Below are 20,031 nucleotides of genomic sequence, written 5' to 3' on the forward strand. Positions count from 1 at the left end.
TCTATAGCACAGCGCGCCGGAAGCAAACAGGCAAAATGGCCCCACTCAAGAGAGTGAGGCGCGCGCTTTTCGCCTCAGCTGCCTGCCTTCCCCAGCGAGCGCACCGCCGAGGAGGTGATGATGCGCCCCTCGCCGGTGTAGGCCTCGTGGTTGGCGTCGATCTCGCCCAGCCGGTAGCGGTAGTTGATCATCATTCCCAGCGACTGCTTCAACCCCTTGCCCGAACGGTCGGCCAACCAGTTCAGCCGCTCCATCCGCGCGCCGTTGGTCAGGTGGAAATGCGCCACCGGGTCCAAAGCGCGGGAGCGGCCATGGCCCTTCGCCTCCTGCACCGTCGTCAGGTAATGGACGCCCAGCCGCATCAGCGGCCCGCGCAGGCGCTTCTGCAACTCCTCGTCCTCCGCCCAGCCGGGACGGGCGAGCGCACGGGAGAGCAGCGGCGATTCGTCGGTGCCGATGCCGCCTTCGGTGGGTGTGCCCACCACGTCGGCCTGTTCAAGCTCGCTCAGCCGTTCGGCAATGCGTTCGGCCTCGGCGTTCGTCAGCAGGGCGTCGCCGTCACGGTCGAGCGCGCGGTCGAACCAGCGGCGGAAGCCGGGGATCGGCGACAGGGTGGCGTAGCACTTGATGTTGGGAAACTCGGTCGCCAGCCCATCGACCACCCGCTTGATCAGGAAATTGCCGAAGCTGATGCCGGCCAGACCGACCTGCGCGTTGGAGATCGAATAGAAGATGGCGCTGTCGGCGCTCTTGGGATCGCAGACCGGCGCGGTCGGGTCGAGCAGCGCCTGCACGTTGTCCGACATGCCCTGGACCAGCGCCACCTCGACGAAGATCAGCGGCTCGTGCGGCATGCGCGGGTGGAAGAAGGCGAAGCAGCGGCGGTCCGAATCGAGCCGGTCCTTCAGATCCTGCCAGCCGCTGATCTCGTGCACCGCCTCATACTTGATCAGCTTCTCCAGCAGCGAGGCCGGGCTGTCCCAGGTGATGCGGTGCATTTCCAGGAAGCCGACGTCGAACCAGGCCCGCAGCAGGTTCTTCAGATCGTCTTCCAGGGCCTGCAGCAGCGGTTCGCCGCGTGCCATCTCCATCAGCTCGGCGCGCAGGTCGACCAGGAACTTCACCCCTTCCGGCAGGGCGTTGAACTGGGTCAGCAATCGCAGGCGCGGCGGTTCCAGCGCGCGCCGCAGGGCCCGTTCCGCATGACCGCGCGCCACCGGATCGGTCGCCGCCTGAAAGGTCGCCATCGCGTCCATCACCGCGTCGCGGTCCACGTCGAAGTCGCGCGCGAGCATTAAAAGGAAATTGCGCCGCCCCTGCGGATCGAGCGCCAGATAGGTGCGGCCAAGCTGGGCGGCGCGGGCGCGGGCCGAGACCTCGCCGCCGCGCGAGTCCAGGCAGGCCTCGATCTGCTCCTTCAGACGCTCGGCGTCCTCCTTGGGCAGATGCGTGCGGGGCGGCGCACCGACGGCGCCACGCGCCGAGGCCGCGATCTCGCGCCAGCGGGTGCGCAGGTTGTCCAGCGCGCGGTCGAAGAAATTGGGCTGCGCGGCCTGGGATGGCGGCACAGGCTCCAGAGTGGTGGTGTCGGGTGCGTCGCTCATGCCCCGGAGTCTGGCCCTGCCCGGCCGGCGCCGCAAGTGGGCGCGCGGACGCAGCGGTCCGGAGTACCGCGGACGCCGGCCATCGACCGCTCTTGGGCAGGCTCTATCCCTGCGCCTTCAGCGCCTTGAGCACGCCGGGCAGCGCCCCCGCCAGATCGTCGGAGATCAGACCGGGGCCAAGGGCCCTCCCGGCCTCGCCATGCAGCCAAACGGCGGTGCAGGCCGCCTCGAACCCGTCCATTCCCTGCGCCAGCAGGCCGAGCACGATGCCGGCCAGGACGTCGCCGGTGCCGGCGGTCGCCAGATCGGGCGGCGCATTCATGTTGACCACCGCCCGGCCATCGGGGGCGGCGACCACGGTGTCGGCCCCCTTCAGCACGACGACCGCGCCGGACCGCGCGGCGGCGGCACGCACCCGCGACAGCTTGTCGCCGTCCATGCCGACGGAGTCGCCGAACAGGCGGGAGAACTCCCCCTCATGCGGGGTCAGGACGCAGCGCTGGTCGAGCCGGTCGAGCAGCTCGTCGGCCGACTCGGCGAAGCTGGTCAAGGCGTCGGCGTCGAGAACGCAGGCCCGGCGGGCATCCAGCGCGGCCATCACCGCGGCGCGGGTCTGCGCGCCCCTGCCCGCCCCCGGCCCGATCAGCACGGCATTCCTGCGCGGGTCCTGCAACAGCCGGCCGAAGGCGCCGGCATCCTCGAGCGGGTCGACGATCACGCTGGCACAGCCGGCGGCATAGATCGGGAAGACCTCCTGCGGGCAGGCGATGGTGACCAGCCCGGCCCCGGCGCGCAATGCGGCGACCGAGGCCAGCCGCGCCGCCCCGGTCATCCGCGCCCCGCCCAGCACCACCGCATGGCCGCGGGCATATTTGTGGCCGTCCAGCGCCGGCCACGGAAAACGGTGGCGCCACAGCGACGGCTCGTTGACCGCGGTCTGCGGCGCGATGCTGTCAAGCGCCCGGTCGGGAATGCCGATGTCGGCGACCACCACCTCGCCGCACAGGGTACGGCCGGGCAGCAGCACATGGCCGGGCTTGCGGCGGAAGAAGGTGACGGTCAGCGCCGCCTGGGGTGCGGCGCCCAGCACCCGGCCGCTGTCGCCGTGCAGGCCGCTCGGCACGTCGACGGCGACGACGGTGCGCCCCTCCATCGCCTCCACGATGGCACGGGCGAGGCCGTCGAGCGGCCGGGACAGGCCGGCGCCGAACAGCGCGTCGATGACCAGGGGGTTGCCCTTCAGGATGTAGGGATCGGCCGCCTCGATCGGACCGGGCCAGCGCTCCGCCGCCACCGCGGCATCGCCGGTCAGCGCGGATCGCGTGCCGAGCAGCGCCAGCCGCACCGGCCAGCCGGCCTCCAGCAGGAGCCGGGCGATGACGAAACCGTCGCCGCCATTGTTGCCGGGCCCGCAGAGCACGGCGGTGGGATGCGGCGCCCAGCGTTCGCATACCGCGCGGACCACGGCGGCGCCGGCGGCCTCCATCAGGGCCGGGCCGGGAACCCCGGCGGCGATGGCCAGCTGGTCGGCCCGATACATCTCCGCGACGGACAGAAGCTCATCCATCCCCCACTCTCCCCGACCGTGGCCCTGGCCGACCCTGGCCCGCCTTGCCGTTTCCCGGGCGGGCGAGGACCAGCACGCCCGCTCTACCCGTAGGCGATGTCCTCACCCTGGAAACTCATACGGACAAGCATAAACGCCCGCGAAACGGCGTTTAAGCCGTGCGGGCGTTTATCAAACAAAATTTTCGCTGGACGCGAATAATAGGATGGGGCGATGGATGGGACTCGAACCCACGACCGCTCGGACCACAACCGAGAGCTCTACCAACTGAGCTACCACCGCCGCCGTCAGCGTTTCCGCCGTCGGGAGCCGCGTTATGCTCCACCACGACTGCCCGGTCAAGCGCCTTTTTCACGAAAAGCGAAAAAACTTCTTTCGGAGCGGAGCAGCACCCCTTTCGCCCGGCTGATGGGGCTTTCAAACGCGCGCCACCGCGGAGCGCTTGCGCCAGTTGCACAAATATTGTTCACTCCGCTGAATCCTTCGGCAGCACCCTGCCCCATCGGACGGCATCCGACCGTCTTATGACCAGCGTCGATGCCGCCGGACCGGATTGGCCGAATGTGGCACGTTCCATGCTTACCGTCGTCGCTGTCGGCAGTGCCGTGGACGGTGCCTGCCGGCGTTGGCACCTCGTACACGAGAGACCCATGAAGAAGATCGAAGCCATCATCAAGCCGTTCAAGCTCGACGAGGTGAAGGAAGCCCTTCACGAAGTCGGGATCAAGGGGATCACCGTCACCGAAGCCAAGGGCTTCGGCCGCCAGAAGGGCCACACGGAGCTTTACCGCGGCGCGGAATACGTCGTGGACTTCCTGCCGAAGGTGAAGATCGAGGTGGTGATGGAAGACTCCCTGGTGGAACGGGCGATCGAGGCGATCCAGCAGGCCGCGCACACCGGCCGCATCGGCGACGGCAAGATCTTCGTCACGCCCGTGGAGGAAGTCGTCCGCATCCGCACCGGGGAGAAGGGTGCCGACGCGATCTGATCGCGCAACCGCCCGACATCCCGACCGTCCGACCGGATCGCTTCCGACCAGCACCCGCCAACATGCGCCGATTTCCCCTCCCCCTCACGCCGGCCCCGGCCGCACCCCTCGCCGAACGGCCGAAGGCCGCCTATGGCGAACGTGCGACTTTTTGGGTTGGCGCGTTGTGCGGGGAAGAAAGGCGTGAGATAACGTCCGCCGCGAGCGCCGCACTCCGCCGCCAGAGCCCCTTCGGGGCTTGGGCAGCGGCTTGACGCAGCGGGATCCAACCCTCTTAAAGCGTGGAAAAAGAGACATGTCCGACATCAGCAAGGTCTTCGACCTGATCAAGGAACACGACGTCAAGTACGTGGACCTGCGCTTCACCGACCCGCGCGGCAAGCTGCACCACACGGCCCAGCACGTCTCGACCATCGACGAGGACGTGTTCGAAGACGGCATCATGTTCGACGGTTCCTCGATCGCCGGCTGGAAGGGCATCGAAGAGTCGGACATGATCCTGAAGCTGGACCCGACGACGGCCGTCATGGATCCGTTCGCCGCCCAGCCGACGCTGAACATCCTCTGCGACGTGTACGATCCGGGTACCGGCGGCGCCTATGCCCGCTGCCCGCGCGGCATCGCCAAGGCCGCCGAGAAGTACACCGCTTCGGCCGGCATCGGCGACACCGTCTTCTTCGGCCCGGAAGCCGAGTTCTTCGTGTTCGACGACGTCAAGTACTCCGTCGACATGAACAAGGTGTCCTACGAGTTCGCCTCGGACGAGGGTTCCTACTCGTCGGGCAAGGATTATGAGGACGGCAACCTGGGCCACCGCCCGGGCACCAAGGGCGGCTATTTCCCGGTCGCTCCGGTCGACAGCTGCAACGACCTGCGCGCCGAGATGCTGAGCGTCCTGGCCGAGATGGGCGTTCCGGTCGAGAAGCACCACCACGAGGTGGCTGCCGCCCAGCACGAGCTGGGCATCAAGTTCGACACGCTGGTCCGCACCGGCGACAACATGCAGTACTACAAGTACGTGGTGCACAACGTCGCCCACGCCTATGGCAAGACCGCGACCTTCATGCCGAAGCCGGTCTTCGGCGACAACGGTTCGGGCATGCACTGCCACCAGTCGATCTGGAAGGACGGCCAGCCGCTGTTCGCCGGCAACCAGTATGCCGACCTGTCGGAGCTGGCGCTGTACTACATCGGCGGCATCATCAAGCACGCCAAGGCGCTGAACGCCTTCACCAACCCGTCGACCAACAGCTACAAGCGTCTGGTCCCGGGCTATGAGGCTCCGGTGCTGCTGGCCTATTCGGCCCGCAACCGTTCGGCGTCCTGCCGCATCCCGTACGTCGCCTCGCCGAAGGGCAAGCGCGTCGAGGTCCGCTTCCCGGATCCGTCGGCCAACCCGTACCTGGCCTTCGCCGCCATGCTGATGGCCGGCCTGGACGGCATCCAGAACAAGATCCATCCGGGCGACGCGATGGACAAGAACCTGTACGACCTGCCGCCGGAAGAGCTGGCCAAGGTCCCGACCGTCTGCGGCTCGCTGCGCGAAGCCCTGAACTCCCTGCGTGAGGACAACGAGTTCCTGCGCAAGGGCGACGTCTTCTCGCAGGACATGATCGACGGCTACATCGACCTCCGCACGGAAGAGATGATGGCCTTCGAGACCATGCCGCACCCGATCGAGTACAAGATGTACTACTCGGTTTGATGGTGCCGCGCGGCGTCCGACAACGGGCGCCGCGGCCGGTCACGCATCATTCGAAAGCCGCTCCCGGTTCGCGCCGGGGGCGGTTTTCTTTTTGGGCCCGCTCCATCCAGACACCGACATCGGGCGGCGCACATCCCTTGCGCTCCGCACAGTCCGCCTTGGCGCAGGTGCAGGCCGGGAACAGGCAGCCGTCGCCGTTCAGGTCGGTCGCCCGCACCGCAAGGTCGTAGCGCACCCCGCGCATGATGGCGGGGCCGGCGGTGCTGTGGCGCTCGTAATGCTCCACGACATGGCGGACGCGGGTAAGCAGTTCGCGCCGTTGATCGTTCCCCGGGTCCATGCCTTCGCCCCCAATCGCCATGATTGCCGACATCAACAGGGACGCCGGAAGACCGTCTCCTGTTCCGCCATCCAAGCGCAGTACGGCGCATGGAGAAACCGACGCACAGGAATGATGCGCCGGCCCGGCTGTTGCCACCGCAATGATCAAGATGGATGAACAAGACTGGAGAGCATGATGGATCGCGATCGGCTGCACCGCGTCGCCAAGGCGCTGGGCGACGTCCGTCTCTACGAGAAACACCACACCGGTGAGTTCATCACCATGCGCCTGCGCGACTCCCTGGCCGACAACCCCGGCTATGACGAGGAGGAGGTGGACAGGAAGCTGCTGGAACTGGCCCGCGTGGCGCTTGAGGCCGCCGAATAGCCGGAACCAAGGGTGACGAAGCGGCGGGCGGTCTGTTGGTTGAGGTGAAGCGAGCCAACAGAGGGAGACAGCCGCCATGGCCGAAGGGAAGACGCAGCAGACCGATGGTCCGGCGACCAAGCCGATCCCGGTGAAGCCGGCGGTCGAACCGATGAGCGACAAGGACGAAGCGCCGCCGGGCACGCCGGGGACGGGCGAGACCATCGATCCGAAAACTGGCGAGACCTATGTGCAGGGCATCGGCGGGGCGTAAAGGCGTCCGCAGCGTCCCCCCAAAACGAAAAGGGCCGGCTCCCGTGAGCCGGCCCTTTCGCTGTCATGCTACCCGCGTCACGCCACGAAGGGCGGAAGCGCGGTGACGTTGGCGGCCTTCTCGACGACCTGTCCGACGCGCAGCAGCGTCTCCTCGTCGAACGGGCGGCCGATCAGCTGGAGGCCGAGCGGCAGGCCGTCGACGCCCAGGCCGGCCGGGACCGACATGGCCGGCAGGCCGGCGAGGTTGATCGGAACGGTGAAGACGTCGTTCAGGTACATCTGCACCGGATCGTCCATCTTCTCGCCAATGGCGAAGGGCGTGCTGGGGGCGGTCGGCGTCAGGATGACGTCGCAGCTCTTGAACGCCTCGTCGAAGTCCCACTTGATGCGCGTGCGCACCTGACGGGCCTTGTTGTAATAGGCATCGTAATAGCCGGCCGACAGCACATAGGTGCCGATCAGGATGCGGCGCTGCACTTCCTTGCCGAAGCCGGCGCCGCGGGTGTTCTCGTACATCTCCTTGAGGTTGCCGCCCTCGACCCGCAGGCCGTAGCGCACGCCGTCATAGCGCGCGAGGTTGGACGACGCCTCGGCTGGGGCGATGATGTAATAGGCGGCCAGCGCGTATTTGGTGTGCGGGAGGCTGACCTCGACCGGCTCGGCGCCGGCCTCCTTCAGCCAGGCGATGCCCTGGTCCCACAGCGCGGCGATCTCGGCCGACAGGCCCTCGACCCGGTATTCCTTGGGAATGCCGACGCGCAGGCCACGGATGTCGCCGGTCAGAGCGGCACGGAAATCCGGCACCGGCATGTCGACCGAGGTGGAGTCCTTCGGATCGAAGCCGCACATGGAGCGCAGCATGATCGCCGCATCCTCGACCGTCCGGGTCATCGGCCCGGCCTGATCCAGCGAGGAGGCGTAGGCGACGATGCCCCAGCGCGAGCAGCGGCCGTAGGTCGGCTTGATGCCGACGGTGCCGGTGTAGCCGGCCGGCTGGCGGATCGAACCGCCGGTGTCGGTGCCGGTGGCGCCCAGCGCGGCGCGCGCGGCGATCACCGCGGCGGACCCGCCCGACGAGCCGCCGGCGACGATCTTCTTCTCCCAGGCGCCGGGAGCGCCGGGGCTCCACGGGCTGACCGTCTCGCCCTGGTGGGCGGTGATGGTGGCCGAGCCCATGGCGAACTCGTCCAGGTTCACCTTGCCCAGCATGACGGCGCCGTCGCGCCACAGCTGGGAGGTCACCGTGGATTCATATTCCGGCTTGAAGCCGTCCAGGATATGGCTGCCGGCGGTGGTCGAGACGCCCTTGGTGCAGAACAGGTCCTTCACCGCGATGGGCAGGCCGTCCATCGGCCCAGCCTCCCCCTTGGCACGGCGCTCGTCGCTGGCCTTGGCCATCGACAGGGCGGCGTCGGGGGTCTCGGTGATGAAGATGTTGAAGGGACGCACGGCCTCGACCGCGCGCACATGCGCCTCGGTCAACTCGACCGCGGTGAAGTCCTTCTTGGCGAGGCCGTCCAGGGCCTCCGCCATCGTCAGATGCGTGAGCGCCGTCATCACTCGACCACCTTGGGCACGACGTAGAAGCCTTCGGCCGTTTCCGGACCGTTCGACAGGACCTGCGCGGCGTAACCGCCGTCGGTGACCTCGTCCTTGCGGCGGCGCAGCTTCTGCGCGGCGACGCTGGTCATCGGCGGCACGTCCTTCGTGTCGACCTCGTTGAGCTGTTCCACGAAGGTCAGAATCTGGCTCAGTTCCCCGGCCAGGGATTCCAGTTCCTCGTCCGGCACCTTGATGCGGGCCAGATGCGCGATCTTGGCCACCGTGGCCTTGTCGAGCGACATGCCTCTACTCTCTTCCAAAACATTGGAAATCGGCCGCGAAGCTAGCACCCGCCGGCTTCATCCGCAACGATTGCGGCCATTCCGCCGCTCAGAAGGCGCCGGCATCGCCTTTCGCAAGCCCGGCGGCCAGTGCCAGCGGACATCCGCAGGACGGGCATTGGGTGCGTTGCAACGCCTCCACCACCCGCGCGTCAGGCAGAAGGACGCCCAGCGTCTTCTCCACCGCGGCGATCTGGCGCTTGTGGTCGGCGCTGGCACCGCAGGCGGCGTCCAGCATCGCGCCGTAATCCGAACTGGACTGCGCGGTGATGGCCTTCGCCCCTCCGGCGGCAAACAGCCCGGCACCGCCACTCACCAGCCCGGCAAGTCCGGCCAGCACCGCACGCCGGTTTGCATCCGCGCCCATCCTGCTCATCCGTCCGCTCCGTCGATCTGGCTCATCAACCGGCCGTCGGTCATCGGCCTGGATGCCGACTATACGCCGCACCGGCCGGTCCGCCAGCGGTGCAATCATTAAATCTTCGGAAGGACGTCAGGCGGCGATGGGAGCGGCGGAGCGCCAGCCGGCGCGGTCCATGCGCAGCTTGAACAGGGCGATCGGCTCGCCCCAGGGCGTCACCCGCGTCTCGAGCCCGATCGGTGTCATGCCCAACTTGGCATAGAGCAGCAGGGCTGGCGTGTTGGTGTTGAAGCAGTAGAGCGTCAGTTCGGGCAGGTGATGATGGTCGAACGCGCGGTCGATCATTGTCCGCACCACATATTCGGCGATGCCGCGGCGACGCAGGGCCGGATCGACGCTGACATTGCCGATGCTGGCGGTACGGCCGTCCTCAAAGGTGGCGTAGTTGGCGTAGCCGACCACGCGCTCCCGCCCATCCTCGGTCAGGGTGACCACGGTGGGATCGCGGCGGATGCCGAGCGTCGCGCGGACCTGATCAGGGGTCAGCGGCCAGACCGCGCGCGGGAACAGGAAATACAGCTCTTCGGCGCTGCGGGGAAAGCCGCAGATCGCGGGGATGTCGGCGTCGGCCAGCGGCCGGTGGGACAGGATGGTGCGGGAGGGCATGGCGATCATACTTAGGAAACTAAGTATCTTTTGCAACAACTCAAGCGATCTTGCGGTGACAAGGCTGCGGCCCTATGGTCGGATGATGATCCACACCCTCTCCGAACTCGCAGCCCGGCTGGGCAAAAACCAACGTTTGCTTGGTCTTGACGTCGGCACCAAGACCGTCGGGCTGGCGGTGGCCGATCCGGGGCTGATCGTCGCATCCCCCATCGGCACGCTGAAGCGCACCAAATTCACCCAGGACGCGCGCGAGCTTGGCAAGACCATCCGCGATTACAGCATCGGCGGGCTGGTGGTCGGGCTGCCGCTGAACATGGACGGGACGGAGGGGCCGCGCGCCGAGTCGGTCCGCGCCTTTGCCAACAATCTGCTGGAACGGTCCGACCTGCTGGGCTGGGAGGCGGAGATCGCCTTCTGGGACGAACGGCTGTCGACCTCGGCCGTCGAACGCTTCATGATCGGCGAGGCCGACATGACCCGGAAACGCCGGGACGAGGTGGTGGACAAGATGGCCGCCGCCTACATCCTTCAAGGCGCACTCGACATGCTGGCGAACCAGCGCCGCCTCGCGAGCGAAGCGGATGAGGACGAGCGGGACGACGAAGACCACGACGACCGCGACTGACCCAGGGTCAGTCCTCCGCACTCAGGCATGAGCGTCCGGCCGCAGCAGTGCGGCGCGGTGCAGCAGCTTCGACGGGTCGATTCCCTGCACCAGCAGCAGGGCGCTGGCCTTGACCAGGGCGGCCGGCGTTCCGGGGGCGAGCGCCAGCGCGCGGCAGTAAATCCCCTCCGCCAGATCGGCGTGGCCGGCCGCGGCAAGCGTCTCCGCCGCTGAAAGCAGGCCGTTCATCGCCATGGCGAGATCGCCGTCGAGGTTCAGCGCCCCGGCGAATGCCTGCACGGCACCCGGCAGATCGCCCTGGCTTTCCATCACCAGCCCGTAGGTGGCCCACCAGACGGCGACGCCGGGGCGGGCGGTGATGGCCTGGGCGATCAGTTCCTGCGCCTCGGCCCAGCGTCCGGCCTGCGCGGCGATCAGGCCCTGGCGATAGATGCTTTCGGCCTGATCCGGCGTCATCGGTTCGGGTCCTGTCTCAGGCTTCGCTGCGGCCGAGCTGGTCCATCAGCTCGCGCCATTCGCGCTTGGACAAGCCGCTGGCCTCCTGCGTCACCGGCTCGCCGGCCAGCAGACGCTTCACCACGTCGAGGCCTGTGCGCGACAGGTGGGCGCCGCCCATGCGGTATTCGGTGAAGGACTCGAAGACCGCCGGGACCCAGCGCTTCACCACGTCCAGCATCGCGTCGGCATAGACGCGGATTTCATACTGGGCATGGCTGTCGGCGCGCAGCGACAGGAAATGCAGAAGGTTGTGGAGATCGACTTTCCAGTACCATTGCGTGTAGTAGTTCAGCGACAGGTTCATCCGCGCCAGCTCACGCGCCAGACCCTGGCGGGAGGGGTCGATGACCGTGCCGTCCTCGCGGTGGTTCAACATCTCCTCATAGTGGCTGTAGGCGCGCTCGGAATCCTCACGCAGCAGCCGCATGACGTTGGCCGCCTCCTCGCCCTCCAGCACGTCGCCGCGGCCCTGGCGGTTCACCACCGCCTGGGCGCCCAGCTGTTCCGGCGCCGGCACGTAGAACTCACGGTCGAGGATGGAGTAGCGCGCCGAATATTCGTTCACGTTCGCGGTGCGGTGGCGAATCCATTGGCGGGCGACGAAGATCGGCAGCTTCACATGGAACTTGATCTCGCACATCTCGAACGGAGTCGAGTGGCGATGGCGCATCAGATACTTGATGAGGCCGGAATCCTCGCTGACCTTCTTGGTGCCCTTGCCATAGGACACGCGCGCCGCCTGCACGACCGCCGCATCGTCGCCCATATAGTCGATGACGCGGACGAAGCCGTGGTCCAGCACCTCCAGCGGCTGATAGAGGATGTCCTCCAGGGCCGGGACGGTGGCGCGGCGGGTGGTGGCGGTGACGGCGCGCAGGCGATCGATTTCGTCGCGCTGCTCGGGCGTGATCGGCATGGTGACTCCGGGGCTGCAACGGCCGGACTCTTAAGCAGAGCAGGTCGCCGGTGCAAGCCGACATTCTGGAACCGCCCGCGTCACGGCAACGCATTCGGCGATGATGCCACACAGCCCCTTCCCTTGCCGGGCGGGAGTGCCTATATTCGCGACGTCGGTTCGCCGACTATGGCGATAAACGCCTTGTGGAATAAGCGTTGTGGACCCGGGGGCGGTACCCGGCGCCTCCACCAACCACACACCGGACTCGTTGACCGGGGTCGTTGGGGGCGAAACAGGATCGACACGCGTGGTAAAGGCATGGTTTTCGCTCGGCATGGTTCCGCCGTTATCGGGCCGTTGCAATAGTTGCCAACGACAACGTTGCTCAGGCTCGCCTCGCTGCCTAACGGCGGCTGGTAGCCTAAACCTAATCCCCGCGGGTTAGCGCCCAAGGGTGGGGCCGTGGGCCGCCTAGCAACAGAAGGCCCACACCTCTTTTCCCAGCGTTTCGTGCCGGCCCTTGCCAAAGCGGAGCGCTCAAGACCGATCGCGTTACCAGGGACCCGCCCAAGCATGCCGAAAGAGCAGCTCCGCTATGACCGTATGGTCGAGACCGCGTTGCGCGGCGTTGTCCGCGACGCGCTGACCGAGGTTGCCGAGCGCGGCTTGCCGGGCAATCACCATTTCTACCTGACCTTCCGCACCGGTTTCCCCGGCGTCGAGATCCCGGATTATCTGGCCTCCCAGTATCCGAACGAGATGACCATCGTCCTCCAGTTCCAGTATTACGGCCTGGACGTGACGGACGACCATTTCGAGGTCACGCTGAGCTTCAACAATGTGCATGAGCGGCTGGTGATTCCGTTCGCCGCCATCACCACCTTCGCCGACCCGTCGGTGAACTTCGCGCTCCAGTTCCAGCCGCTCGCCGCCGCCGAATCGGCGGAGGTCGCCACCATGCCGCCCCGCGCCGCCGAGCGTGCCGAGGAGAAGGTGGAGGAAAGCGCCCCGGCCGAGGAGCCGAAGCGCGGTGAAGTGGTTGCCCTGGACGCCTTCCGCAAGAAGTAACCCTCCAGACCGATGCCCGCCCGGCCGCCCAGCGAGTATGTCTCGACACTCTGCGAGATGCTGGCGCCGCTGGGCGATGTGCGCGTGCGCCGCATGTTCGGCGGCTATGGCCTGTCCATCGACGGACTGACCTTCGCACTGATCGCCGATGAGATCCTGTATCTCAAGGCGGACGAAGTGAACCGCGCGGCGTTCGCGGATTTGGGCCTGGAGCCCTTCCGGCCGATGCCGGACAAGCCGACCACCCTCTCCTACTACCCACCGCCCGACTCGGCCTTGGACGACCGCGACGAGTTGCTGCCCTGGGCCCGCTCTGGATTCGAGGCGGCGCTGCGGGCCGCAGCCAAGAAGGCGGCGAAGACGAAGCGGAAGTAGGGCTCCGCCCTCGAAGCGGGAGACGGAACGCCATCACTCACGCGCCGTGACGGCTCGGCGGCGCCACACACCAGCGACGTCATCGAAAGCCACTTCCCCAGACAGGAAGGGGCGTCCGGCGCGCAGTCACGGACGCGCCCCTTGATTGCATATACTCGCAAAACTCTGCTGATCCGCTGCGGCGGTTACCAAGTGTTGTTTGACGCCGACAGGGTCAGGGTTTCAACCGCGTTGTTGCGGTCATATTTGACTGTCAGCACATTCGACTGAACGATCTTCCGCTGATAGCTGGTAAGAGAATACATATAGGTCTGGGTCGATGTTCCGTCCGAACTGGTCGAGGTTGACATCGGCACGCCCAGTGACTGCATGACGGTCGATTTCTGCGTACCCTTCGGGAACATCGCGTTTACAGCGGCGTCGTTGATGTTGGCGAGCACCGCCGGACCGCTTTGCTTGTCGGCCAACGCGCCGCCCGGCCTATACATGGCCTGCTCGTCATACATTGTCGGAGGAACGCAAGCGGAAACAGCGACGCCAGATACAAAAAGCGCGACGAAGGCGAGTTTCTTCATTTTGCGACCCTATGCATTCTTTCAAAGCGGCGGGAGAGGCTTTCATTGCGCGTCACACCACCATGGCTTGAAGTGAAGCATCATTAAAGTGTTTTCACAATGCTTTCGGATACACGGTATTCGTTCAGTCTTCCATCGAGCCGAATAAGTCTTGAAACTGCCGTTCAGATTTTGTCCGCCATGTGGATCGTCGCATTGCTCGCCTGGGCGCCGGCGGTGCGCTGGCGCATCTGGCGGGCGAATCGCAGCGGGTTGGGCAGGATGTTCAGCATCGAGCCGAGCTTGCCGACCGACGAGGTCGCCTTGCCCACCGCCATCACGTCGGCCAGGCGGCGGTCGATGAAGGCGCGGGTCTCGGCATGGTCGTCCGACTTGTCGTCGAGCCAATAGAAGGTGGAAGAGCTGACCACCGCGGCCAGCAGCGCGCGCTTGGTATAGTGGTTGTAATCGGTCGCGCTGTCCCCGGCGGCGAACCACATCGCATCGACCGTGCGGTAGAGCAGCCGCAGGCCGAGCGTCACATTCTGCGGCATGGCCAGATAGGAGAGCTGCCGGCGCTTGGCCTCGCGATAGGGCTCCAGCACATCGAAATAGGTGCGGACGGCCAGCGAAATGCGCTCGCGCACCTTCATCTCGGCCAGCGGCATCGACTCCAGCCGGTCGAGCATCTGTCGGTCGGCCCAATCGGCGAAATGCTCCACCGCGTCGGTGACGCCGCCGGGGAAGGCGCGCAGCAGGGCCGACGGCTCGTGCCCCGCCATCTCGGTGCCGTCGCGCAGGGACTGCAGGCTCCAGCCGTCGAAGACGACGTTGGGCAGGCTCGCCACCAGGATCTCGTCGCGTAGCGTGTCGATGCTCATAGCCAACTCTCCCAGCGTCCGCCCTCAGCTCCGGGGCGGCGCGTCCTTGGCCGCGCCCGGCGCGGCGATGATATGAGTCGCCGCGGCGAGCGCGGCGTTGATGTGATGCATCTCCTCGGTGCAGACAAGAAGATGCAGATCGTCCATGCGATCAAGATAGAGCACGCCATCCAGGTGGTCGACCTCGTGCTGGACCACACGGGCATGGAAACCGGACGCCTCCCGCTCGATGCGGGCGCCGTCGAGACCATAGCCACGGTAGCGGATGCGCGTGTGGCGCGGCACCAGACCGCGCAGGCCGGGAATCGACAGGCAGCCTTCCCAGCCCAAGGCCTTTTCGTCGGTCAGCGGCTCGATCACCGGATTGACCAGGACGGTGTTCGCCACCTCCTCCCCCTCGCCACGGTCGGCGGGGACGCGGAAGACGATGATCCGGCGCGACTCCGCGATCTGCGGCGCGGCGAGACCAACTCCAGGCGCGTCCAGCATGGTGGCGATCATGTCGGCCGCCAGCCGGGCTACGGCCGGATCGGTCGGGTCGGCGATGGGCTCCGCGATCTGGCGGAGCACGGGATTGCCCATCCGGGCGATTGGAAGCACTGGCATGCCGCTATATCTGGAGTGTGCTGGCGGGTGGAGCAACCGATTCCTGTGGGTGTGGCCGGGCTTATGGCCGAGCTTATGCGGATGAACCGAAGACTCCCCTTCACAAAGGTGCAGGGGCGTGCTACACACTGCCCCCACACAAGGGGTGCGCCTGCCGCGCATACCTATTTGTTGCCTTGGCGCAACATGCTTCACTTGGAAGGGTGACGGTTAACGTGCAAGTTCTGGTCCGAGATAACAACGTCGATCAGGCCCTCCGCGCGCTCAAGAAGAAGATGCAGCGCGAGGGCATTTTCCGTGAAATGAAGCTCCGCCGTAACTACGAGAAGCCCTCGGAGAAGCGCGCGCGTGAGAAGGCTGAAGCGGTGCGTCGCACCCGCAAGCTGCTCCGCAAGCGGATGGAACGCGAGGGCTACTAATCGCCGGTCGCGCCTAGCGACTGCGAAGGGCGCGTGTGATGCGCGCCCAAGACCCCTTGTGTCTTGCACCCGACCGTCCCGCGAACCTCGCGTGGGCGGTTTTGGTGTATCTGCGCCGTTTTTCTTGGTCCGACTGTGCGTCGGCCAAGCGTATTGAATGGTCAGCGAGCTGGATCGCCCCCCTTCGGCCCGCTGCCGCCTGCCTTGGAAAGGCCCGATCATGAGCGCTTCCAACCTCACCGCCCGCCAGTCGGTTCCGGCATTGCGCGCCCGCAAGGGGGGCGAACCCATCGTCTGCCTGACCGCCTACACCGCCCCGGTTGCCCGGCTGCTCGACCCACATGTCGATATCCTGCTGGTCGGTGATTCGCTTGGCATGGTGGTCTATGGGCTGGACAGCACGCTGCCGGTGACGCTGGACATGATGATCGCCCATGGCGCCGCCGTGGTGCGCGCGTCCGAACGGGCCTGTGTCGTGGTCGATCTGCCCTTCGGCAGCTATCAGGAGAGCAAGGAAGCGGCCTTCCGCGCCTCGGCCCGCGTGATGGCGGAAACGGGCGCCCAGGCCGTGAAGCTGGAAGGCGGGCTGGAGATGGCCGAGACGGTGGCCTTCCTGACCGCCCGCGGCATCCCGGTGATGGGGCATGTCGGGCTGACGCCGCAATCGGTGAACACGCTCGGCGGCTACAAGGCGGTCGGCCGCGATGCCGAGGCCGCCGAGCGGATCGCCGCCGACGCCCGCGCGATCACCGAAGCCGGCGCCTTCACCCTGGTGATCGAGGGCACGATGGAAGCGCTGGCCCGACGCATCACCGAAGAGGTGGCGATCCCCACCATCGGCATCGGCGGCTCGCCGGCCTGCGACGGTCAGGTTCTGGTCACCGACGACATGCTGGGCCTGTTCGGCGCCTTCCAGCCGAAATTCGTCAAGCGCTACGCCAACCTGGGCGAGACCGTCAGCGAAGCCGCCGCGACCTACGCGGCCGAAGTGCGGACCCGCGCCTTTCCGGGGCCGGAGCATTGCTTCGGGGTGAAGAAGGCTGCGGTGTAAGGCCCTCATCCGCACTTCGTTCTTCCTCCGTTCCAGGCGATCCGTTACAGTCCGACCGCCATGGATGCACCCTCCCCCGCCCCGATTCCGCCCAACGTCGCCGCGTGGTTCCGGTCGCGCGGCTGGGCGCCGCACCCGCATCAGGTCGCCATGGTGGAGGCTGCCGAGCGGAGGGAGAGCGCGCTGCTGATCGCGCCAACCGGCGGCGGCAAAACGCTGGCCGGCTTCCTGCCCTCGCTGATCGAACTGGCCGAGCGGCCGCGCGAGGGGCTGCACACCCTCTACATCTCGCCGCTGAAGGCGCTGGCTGTCGATATCCAGCGCAACCTGGAACAGCCGATCGCCGAGATGCGCCTGCCGATCCGGGCGGAAACCCGCACCGGCGACACGCCGGAGGCCAAGCGGAAGCGCCAGCGCACGCACCCGCCGCACATGCTGATGACGACGCCGGAAAGCCTGGCGCTGCTGCTGTCCTACACCGATGCCGACCGGCTGTTCCGCAATCTGCGTTGCGTCATCATCGACGAGTTGCACGCGCTGGCGGGATCCAAGCGCGGTGACCTGCTGGCGCTTGGGCTGGCGCGACTGTCGCGCCTCGCCCCTGCCGCCCGGCGCGTCGGGCTGTCGGCCACGGTTGCGGAGCCGGAGCGGCTGCTGGCCTGGCTGTCGCGCCGCGGCCGATATGACGGGACGGACTCCGACGATGTGCGCCTTGTCCTTGGCCGCAGTGGCGCCCAGGCGGAGGTCGAGATCCTGACCTCGCAGGAACGGGTGCCCTGGGCCGGCCACATGGCGATGCACGCCATGAAGGAGATTTACGAGCGCGTCCGCCGCCAGCGCACCACCCTGCTCTTCGTCAACACCCGCGCCCAGGCCGAACTGGTGTTCCAGGCGCTGTGGCGGGTCAACGACGACAATTTGCCGATCGCGCTGCATCACGGCTCGCTGGCGGTGGAGCAGCGCCGCAAGGTCGAGGGCGCCATGGCGCGCGGCGAGTTGCGGGCGGTGGTCGCCACCTCCTCGCTCGATCTCGGCATCGACTGGGCGGCGGTCGATCTGGTGGTGCAGATCGGCGCGCCCAAGGGGTCAAGCCGGCTGGTCCAGCGCATCGGCCGCGCCAACCACCGGCTCGACGAGCCGAGCCGCGCCCTGCTGGTCCCCGCCAACCGCTTCGAGGTGCTGGAATGCCGCGCCGCGCTGGAGGCGGTGCACGACCACACGCTGGACGGCGAGGCGCCGCGCCCGGGCGGGCTGGACGTGCTGGCCCAGCATCTGCTCGGCATGGCCTGCGCCGCCCCCTTCCTGGCGGACGAGTTGTATGAGGAGGTGGTCTCCGCCGCCCCCTATGCCGCGATGACGCGCGACGAGTTCGACGACGTGCTCGATTTCGTCGCCACCGGCGGCTATGCGCTCGGGGCCTATGAGCGGTTCCAGCGGTTGAGGCTGCGCGAGGATGGCCGGATGGCGGTGGCCGGTCCGGCGGTGGCGCGGCAATACCGCATGAATGTCGGCACCATCACGCAGGAGGCGCTGCTGCGCGTCCGCCTGAACCGCGGCCCGGTGCTGGGGGAGGTGGAGGAGTATTTCATCCAGGGACTGACACCCGGCGACACCTTCCTGTTCGCCGGCCAGCTTCTGAAATTCCTCGGCGTGCGCGAGATGGAGGCCCAGGTCGCCAAGGGCGGCACCGGCGATCCGAAGGTGCCCGCCTATGCCGGCGGGCGTCTGCCGCTGACCACCCATCTGGCCGAGCGCGTGCGCGCCATGCTGGCCGATCCGCGCCAGTGGGACGGGCTGCCGGAAGACGTGCAGGAGTGGCTGCGGCTTCAGCGTTACCGCTCGGTCCTGCCCAACCGCGACGGGCTGCTGGTGGAGACCTTCCCCAAGGCGGGCAAGCAGTTCCTCGTCGCCTACGCCTTCGAGGGGCGCAATGCGCACCAGACGCTGGGCATGCTGCTGACCCGGCGGATGGAACGCTTCGGGCTGGGACCGCTCGGCTTCGTCGCCACCGACTATGTGCTGGCGGTATGGTCGTTGAGATCGCCCACCGACATGGACACGCTGTTCGATCAGGACATGCTGGGCGACGATCTGGAAGCCTGGATGGACGAATCGTCGATGCTGCGGCGGACCTTCCGCAACGTGGCGCTTATCGCCGGGGTGATCGACCGCCGCCATCCGGGGCAGGAGAAGACCGGGCGGCAGGTCACCTTCTCCTCGGACCTGATCTATGATGTGCTGCGCAAGCACGATCCCGGCCATGTGCTGCTGCGGGCGACGCGGGCCGATGCGGCGGGCGGGCTGACCGACATCCGCCGCCTGTCCGATTTCCTGGCACGGGTGCGCGGACGGATCACCCACAAGGGCCTCGACCGCATCTCCCCCCTGGCGGTGCCGGTGATCCTGGAGATCGGCCGCGAGCGGGTGGAGGGCAGCGCCACCGACGAACTGCTCGCCGCCGCCGAGGCCGAACTGCTGGCCGAGGCGATGCCGGAGTTGGCGCCCGTCAAACCGGCTGCCAAACGTGCCGGACCGCAACAGGGCCGGTTGATCCTGTGATGCCCATGACCGAAGCCATGAACCGCGCGGCGCTGACGCTGTGCGGCGCCGAGTTGCTGGCCGATCCCTCGGGGGCCCTGCTGTGGCCGGCGGAGGGCATCCTCGCCGTCGCCGACCTGCATCTGGAAAAGGGATCGGCCTTCGCCGCGCGCGGCCGGCTGCTGCCGCCCTACGACACCCGGGCGACGCTGGACCGGCTGGCCGAATTGATCGCGACGGCGCGACCGGCGCGCGTGCTGTGCCTCGGCGACAGCTTCCACGACCGCCGCGCGGCGGAGCGGATGGCCCCCGCCGACGTGGAGCGGCTGCGCGGCCTGACCGCGTCCGTCGCCGACTGGGTGTGGATCACCGGCAACCACGATCCCGAACCGCCGCAGGGGCTCGGCGGCCGGGTGGTGGCGGATCTCTCGCTCGGCCCTCTGACCTTCCGGCACGAGGCGCAGCCCGGCGCGGTGGGCGAGCTGTCCGGCCACCTGCATCCTGCCGCCGCGGTCGCGCTGGGCGGGCGGCGGGTGCGCGAGCGCTGCTTCGCCCATGACGGCGCCAGGCTGATCCTGCCGGCTTTCGGCAGCTTCACCGGCGGGCTGAACGTGCTGGACGCCGCCTTCGACGGGCTGCTGGCGCCGGGGTTCGAGGTGCTGATGACGGCGCGCGGCCGGGTCTATCGCTTCCCCTGCGCCCGTTTGTCGCCGGACCGGGCGCGCTGACACTCTGGCCGAAGCGTGAGCGCGGCCTATATCGGGTGGGTCCGGAGA

Annotated in this window: 23 protein-coding genes, 1 tRNA gene and 1 other RNA gene; 12 read left to right on the plus strand and 13 right to left on the minus strand. The window is 67.4% G+C overall.

What is annotated here, in order from left to right:
• Window positions 1-74 precede the first annotated feature (74 nt).
• The 3 genes from E6C72_RS12560 to E6C72_RS12570 all read right to left on the minus strand — a co-directional run bounded on the left by E6C72_RS12560 (window position 75) and on the right by E6C72_RS12570 (window position 3,453).
• Entirely contained in the window at window positions 75-1,604 is a 1,530-nt protein-coding gene (locus E6C72_RS12560) for a malonyl-CoA decarboxylase (protein WP_109086111.1), read from the minus strand.
• A 103-nt stretch (window positions 1,605-1,707) separates the two neighbouring features.
• Window positions 1,708-3,171, minus strand: coding sequence for an NAD(P)H-hydrate dehydratase (locus E6C72_RS12565; protein ID WP_109086112.1), 1,464 nt, complete (start codon window positions 3,169-3,171; stop codon window positions 1,708-1,710).
• 206 nt (window positions 3,172-3,377) lie between these two features.
• Window positions 3,378-3,453: transfer RNA gene (locus E6C72_RS12570), tRNA-His, on the minus strand.
• A gap of 368 nt (window positions 3,454-3,821) precedes the next feature.
• Between E6C72_RS12570 and E6C72_RS12575 the strand changes: the two genes are divergently transcribed.
• A complete protein-coding gene (locus E6C72_RS12575; protein ID WP_012974531.1) occupies window positions 3,822-4,160 on the plus strand; it encodes a P-II family nitrogen regulator in 339 nt (112 codons plus the stop codon).
• A 295-nt stretch (window positions 4,161-4,455) separates the two neighbouring features.
• Entirely contained in the window at window positions 4,456-5,865 is a 1,410-nt protein-coding gene (gene glnA, locus E6C72_RS12580; RefSeq protein WP_109086114.1) for a type I glutamate--ammonia ligase, read from the plus strand.
• Window positions 5,866-5,911: 46 nt separating this feature from the next.
• On the opposite strand, the gene E6C72_RS12585 is transcribed toward glnA, so the two are convergent.
• Window positions 5,912-6,205: a hypothetical protein gene (locus E6C72_RS12585; protein ID WP_199228761.1), complete on the minus strand. Its 294-nt coding sequence runs from the start codon at window positions 6,203-6,205 to the stop codon at window positions 5,912-5,914.
• Between the two features lie 174 nt (window positions 6,206-6,379).
• Between E6C72_RS12585 and E6C72_RS12590 the strand changes: the two genes are divergently transcribed.
• Together E6C72_RS12590 and E6C72_RS31760 are read left to right on the plus strand one after the other, a co-directional pair.
• Window positions 6,380-6,574, plus strand: a complete 195-nt coding sequence (locus E6C72_RS12590; protein ID WP_042691138.1) for a hypothetical protein — start codon at window positions 6,380-6,382, stop codon at window positions 6,572-6,574.
• Between the two features lie 76 nt (window positions 6,575-6,650).
• Window positions 6,651-6,827, plus strand: coding sequence for a hypothetical protein (locus E6C72_RS31760; RefSeq protein WP_158280171.1), 177 nt, complete (start codon window positions 6,651-6,653; stop codon window positions 6,825-6,827).
• 77 nt (window positions 6,828-6,904) lie between these two features.
• Here E6C72_RS31760 and gatA read toward each other — a convergent pair whose 3' ends face one another.
• The 4 genes from gatA to E6C72_RS12610 form a co-directional block, all read right to left on the minus strand.
• Complete coding sequence (gatA, locus tag E6C72_RS12595) at window positions 6,905-8,386, minus strand: Asp-tRNA(Asn)/Glu-tRNA(Gln) amidotransferase subunit GatA (RefSeq protein ID WP_109086115.1); 1,482 nt, start codon at window positions 8,384-8,386, stop codon at window positions 6,905-6,907.
• Window positions 8,386-8,673 carry an Asp-tRNA(Asn)/Glu-tRNA(Gln) amidotransferase subunit GatC gene (gatC, locus tag E6C72_RS12600; protein ID WP_014248134.1) on the minus strand — a complete coding sequence of 96 codons (288 nt, stop codon included), beginning with the start codon at window positions 8,671-8,673 and terminating at the stop codon, window positions 8,386-8,388. The genes gatA and gatC overlap by 1 nt, the downstream gene beginning before the upstream one ends.
• 88 nt (window positions 8,674-8,761) lie before the next feature.
• Window positions 8,762-9,079, minus strand: coding sequence for a hypothetical protein (locus E6C72_RS12605; protein ID WP_247882058.1), 318 nt, complete (start codon window positions 9,077-9,079; stop codon window positions 8,762-8,764).
• Window positions 9,080-9,205: 126 nt separating this feature from the next.
• Window positions 9,206-9,739, minus strand: coding sequence for a GNAT family N-acetyltransferase (locus tag E6C72_RS12610; RefSeq protein WP_247875741.1), 534 nt, complete (start codon window positions 9,737-9,739; stop codon window positions 9,206-9,208).
• 85 nt (window positions 9,740-9,824) lie between these two features.
• Here E6C72_RS12610 and ruvX point away from each other — a divergent pair, with 85 nt between their 5' ends.
• Window positions 9,825-10,367: a Holliday junction resolvase RuvX gene (ruvX, locus tag E6C72_RS12615; protein ID WP_109086287.1), complete on the plus strand. Its 543-nt coding sequence runs from the start codon at window positions 9,825-9,827 to the stop codon at window positions 10,365-10,367.
• 21 nt (window positions 10,368-10,388) lie between these two features.
• On the opposite strand, the gene E6C72_RS12620 is transcribed toward ruvX, so the two are convergent.
• Both E6C72_RS12620 and thyX read right to left on the minus strand, forming a co-directional pair.
• Window positions 10,389-10,823, minus strand: a complete 435-nt coding sequence (locus E6C72_RS12620; protein ID WP_109086118.1) for a tetratricopeptide repeat protein — start codon at window positions 10,821-10,823, stop codon at window positions 10,389-10,391.
• Window positions 10,824-10,839: 16 nt separating this feature from the next.
• A complete protein-coding gene (thyX, locus tag E6C72_RS12625; RefSeq protein ID WP_109086119.1) occupies window positions 10,840-11,781 on the minus strand; it encodes an FAD-dependent thymidylate synthase in 942 nt (313 codons plus the stop codon).
• A 114-nt stretch (window positions 11,782-11,895) separates the two neighbouring features.
• Between thyX and ssrA the strand changes: the two genes are divergently transcribed.
• From ssrA to E6C72_RS12640, 3 genes are all read left to right on the plus strand, one after another.
• Window positions 11,896-12,256, plus strand: a transfer-messenger RNA (tmRNA) gene (gene ssrA / locus E6C72_RS12630).
• An 80-nt stretch (window positions 12,257-12,336) separates the two neighbouring features.
• Window positions 12,337-12,831, plus strand: coding sequence for an SspB family protein (locus E6C72_RS12635; protein WP_109086120.1), 495 nt, complete (start codon window positions 12,337-12,339; stop codon window positions 12,829-12,831).
• Between the two features lie 12 nt (window positions 12,832-12,843).
• On the plus strand, window positions 12,844-13,206 hold the full coding sequence (locus E6C72_RS12640; RefSeq protein WP_109086121.1) for a TfoX/Sxy family protein: 363 nt from the start codon (window positions 12,844-12,846) through the stop codon (window positions 13,204-13,206).
• A gap of 185 nt (window positions 13,207-13,391) precedes the next feature.
• Here E6C72_RS12640 and E6C72_RS12645 read toward each other — a convergent pair whose 3' ends face one another.
• The 3 genes from E6C72_RS12645 to def form a co-directional block, all read right to left on the minus strand.
• On the minus strand, window positions 13,392-13,781 hold the full coding sequence (locus tag E6C72_RS12645) for a hypothetical protein (protein ID WP_136700741.1): 390 nt from the start codon (window positions 13,779-13,781) through the stop codon (window positions 13,392-13,394).
• A gap of 164 nt (window positions 13,782-13,945) precedes the next feature.
• On the minus strand, window positions 13,946-14,641 hold the full coding sequence (locus tag E6C72_RS12650) for a COQ9 family protein (RefSeq protein ID WP_109086123.1): 696 nt from the start codon (window positions 14,639-14,641) through the stop codon (window positions 13,946-13,948).
• 24 nt (window positions 14,642-14,665) lie between these two features.
• Window positions 14,666-15,247 carry a peptide deformylase gene (def, locus tag E6C72_RS12655; RefSeq protein WP_109086124.1) on the minus strand — a complete coding sequence of 194 codons (582 nt, stop codon included), beginning with the start codon at window positions 15,245-15,247 and terminating at the stop codon, window positions 14,666-14,668.
• 215 nt (window positions 15,248-15,462) lie between these two features.
• Between def and rpsU the strand changes: the two genes are divergently transcribed.
• The 4 genes from rpsU to pdeM all read left to right on the plus strand — a co-directional run bounded on the left by rpsU (window position 15,463) and on the right by pdeM (window position 19,983).
• Window positions 15,463-15,666 (plus strand): 30S ribosomal protein S21, encoded by a 204-nt coding sequence (gene rpsU / locus E6C72_RS12660; RefSeq protein WP_012974546.1) that lies wholly within the window; start codon window positions 15,463-15,465, stop codon window positions 15,664-15,666.
• Between the two features lie 220 nt (window positions 15,667-15,886).
• Window positions 15,887-16,717: a 3-methyl-2-oxobutanoate hydroxymethyltransferase gene (gene panB, locus E6C72_RS12665; protein ID WP_109086125.1), complete on the plus strand. Its 831-nt coding sequence runs from the start codon at window positions 15,887-15,889 to the stop codon at window positions 16,715-16,717.
• A 60-nt stretch (window positions 16,718-16,777) separates the two neighbouring features.
• Window positions 16,778-19,276 (plus strand): ligase-associated DNA damage response DEXH box helicase, encoded by a 2,499-nt coding sequence (locus E6C72_RS12670; protein ID WP_109086126.1) that lies wholly within the window; start codon window positions 16,778-16,780, stop codon window positions 19,274-19,276.
• A gap of 5 nt (window positions 19,277-19,281) precedes the next feature.
• Window positions 19,282-19,983, plus strand: coding sequence for a ligase-associated DNA damage response endonuclease PdeM (gene pdeM, locus E6C72_RS12675; RefSeq protein ID WP_109086288.1), 702 nt, complete (start codon window positions 19,282-19,284; stop codon window positions 19,981-19,983).
• Window positions 19,984-20,031: the final 48 nt, after the last annotated feature.

Origin of the sequence: Azospirillum sp. TSH100 (assembly GCF_004923295.1) — a bacterium.
Classification (GTDB): Bacteria; Pseudomonadota; Alphaproteobacteria; order Azospirillales; family Azospirillaceae; genus Azospirillum.

Coding starts and splice junctions, on each gene's coding strand:
- E6C72_RS12560 (WP_109086111.1), bottom strand. CDS start 1,604: ATGAGCGACGCACCCGACACCACCACTCTGGAGCCTGTGCCGCCATCC.
- E6C72_RS12565 (WP_109086112.1), bottom strand. CDS start 3,171: ATGGATGAGCTTCTGTCCGTCGCGGAGATGTATCGGGCCGACCAGCTG.
- E6C72_RS12575 (WP_012974531.1), top strand. CDS start 3,822: ATGAAGAAGATCGAAGCCATCATCAAGCCGTTCAAGCTCGACGAGGTG.
- glnA (WP_109086114.1), top strand. CDS start 4,456: ATGTCCGACATCAGCAAGGTCTTCGACCTGATCAAGGAACACGACGTC.
- E6C72_RS12585 (WP_199228761.1), bottom strand. CDS start 6,205: ATGGACCCGGGGAACGATCAACGGCGCGAACTGCTTACCCGCGTCCGC.
- E6C72_RS12590 (WP_042691138.1), top strand. CDS start 6,380: ATGATGGATCGCGATCGGCTGCACCGCGTCGCCAAGGCGCTGGGCGAC.
- E6C72_RS31760 (WP_158280171.1), top strand. CDS start 6,651: ATGGCCGAAGGGAAGACGCAGCAGACCGATGGTCCGGCGACCAAGCCG.
- gatA (WP_109086115.1), bottom strand. CDS start 8,386: ATGACGGCGCTCACGCATCTGACGATGGCGGAGGCCCTGGACGGCCTC.
- gatC (WP_014248134.1), bottom strand. CDS start 8,673: ATGTCGCTCGACAAGGCCACGGTGGCCAAGATCGCGCATCTGGCCCGC.
- E6C72_RS12605 (WP_247882058.1), bottom strand. CDS start 9,079: ATGGGCGCGGATGCAAACCGGCGTGCGGTGCTGGCCGGACTTGCCGGG.
- E6C72_RS12610 (WP_247875741.1), bottom strand. CDS start 9,739: ATGCCCTCCCGCACCATCCTGTCCCACCGGCCGCTGGCCGACGCCGAC.
- ruvX (WP_109086287.1), top strand. CDS start 9,825: ATGATCCACACCCTCTCCGAACTCGCAGCCCGGCTGGGCAAAAACCAA.
- E6C72_RS12620 (WP_109086118.1), bottom strand. CDS start 10,823: ATGACGCCGGATCAGGCCGAAAGCATCTATCGCCAGGGCCTGATCGCC.
- thyX (WP_109086119.1), bottom strand. CDS start 11,781: ATGCCGATCACGCCCGAGCAGCGCGACGAAATCGATCGCCTGCGCGCC.
- E6C72_RS12635 (WP_109086120.1), top strand. CDS start 12,337: ATGCCGAAAGAGCAGCTCCGCTATGACCGTATGGTCGAGACCGCGTTG.
- E6C72_RS12640 (WP_109086121.1), top strand. CDS start 12,844: ATGCCCGCCCGGCCGCCCAGCGAGTATGTCTCGACACTCTGCGAGATG.
- E6C72_RS12645 (WP_136700741.1), bottom strand. CDS start 13,781: ATGAAGAAACTCGCCTTCGTCGCGCTTTTTGTATCTGGCGTCGCTGTT.
- E6C72_RS12650 (WP_109086123.1), bottom strand. CDS start 14,641: ATGAGCATCGACACGCTACGCGACGAGATCCTGGTGGCGAGCCTGCCC.
- def (WP_109086124.1), bottom strand. CDS start 15,247: ATGCCAGTGCTTCCAATCGCCCGGATGGGCAATCCCGTGCTCCGCCAG.
- panB (WP_109086125.1), top strand. CDS start 15,887: ATGAGCGCTTCCAACCTCACCGCCCGCCAGTCGGTTCCGGCATTGCGC.
- E6C72_RS12670 (WP_109086126.1), top strand. CDS start 16,778: ATGGATGCACCCTCCCCCGCCCCGATTCCGCCCAACGTCGCCGCGTGG.
- pdeM (WP_109086288.1), top strand. CDS start 19,282: ATGACCGAAGCCATGAACCGCGCGGCGCTGACGCTGTGCGGCGCCGAG.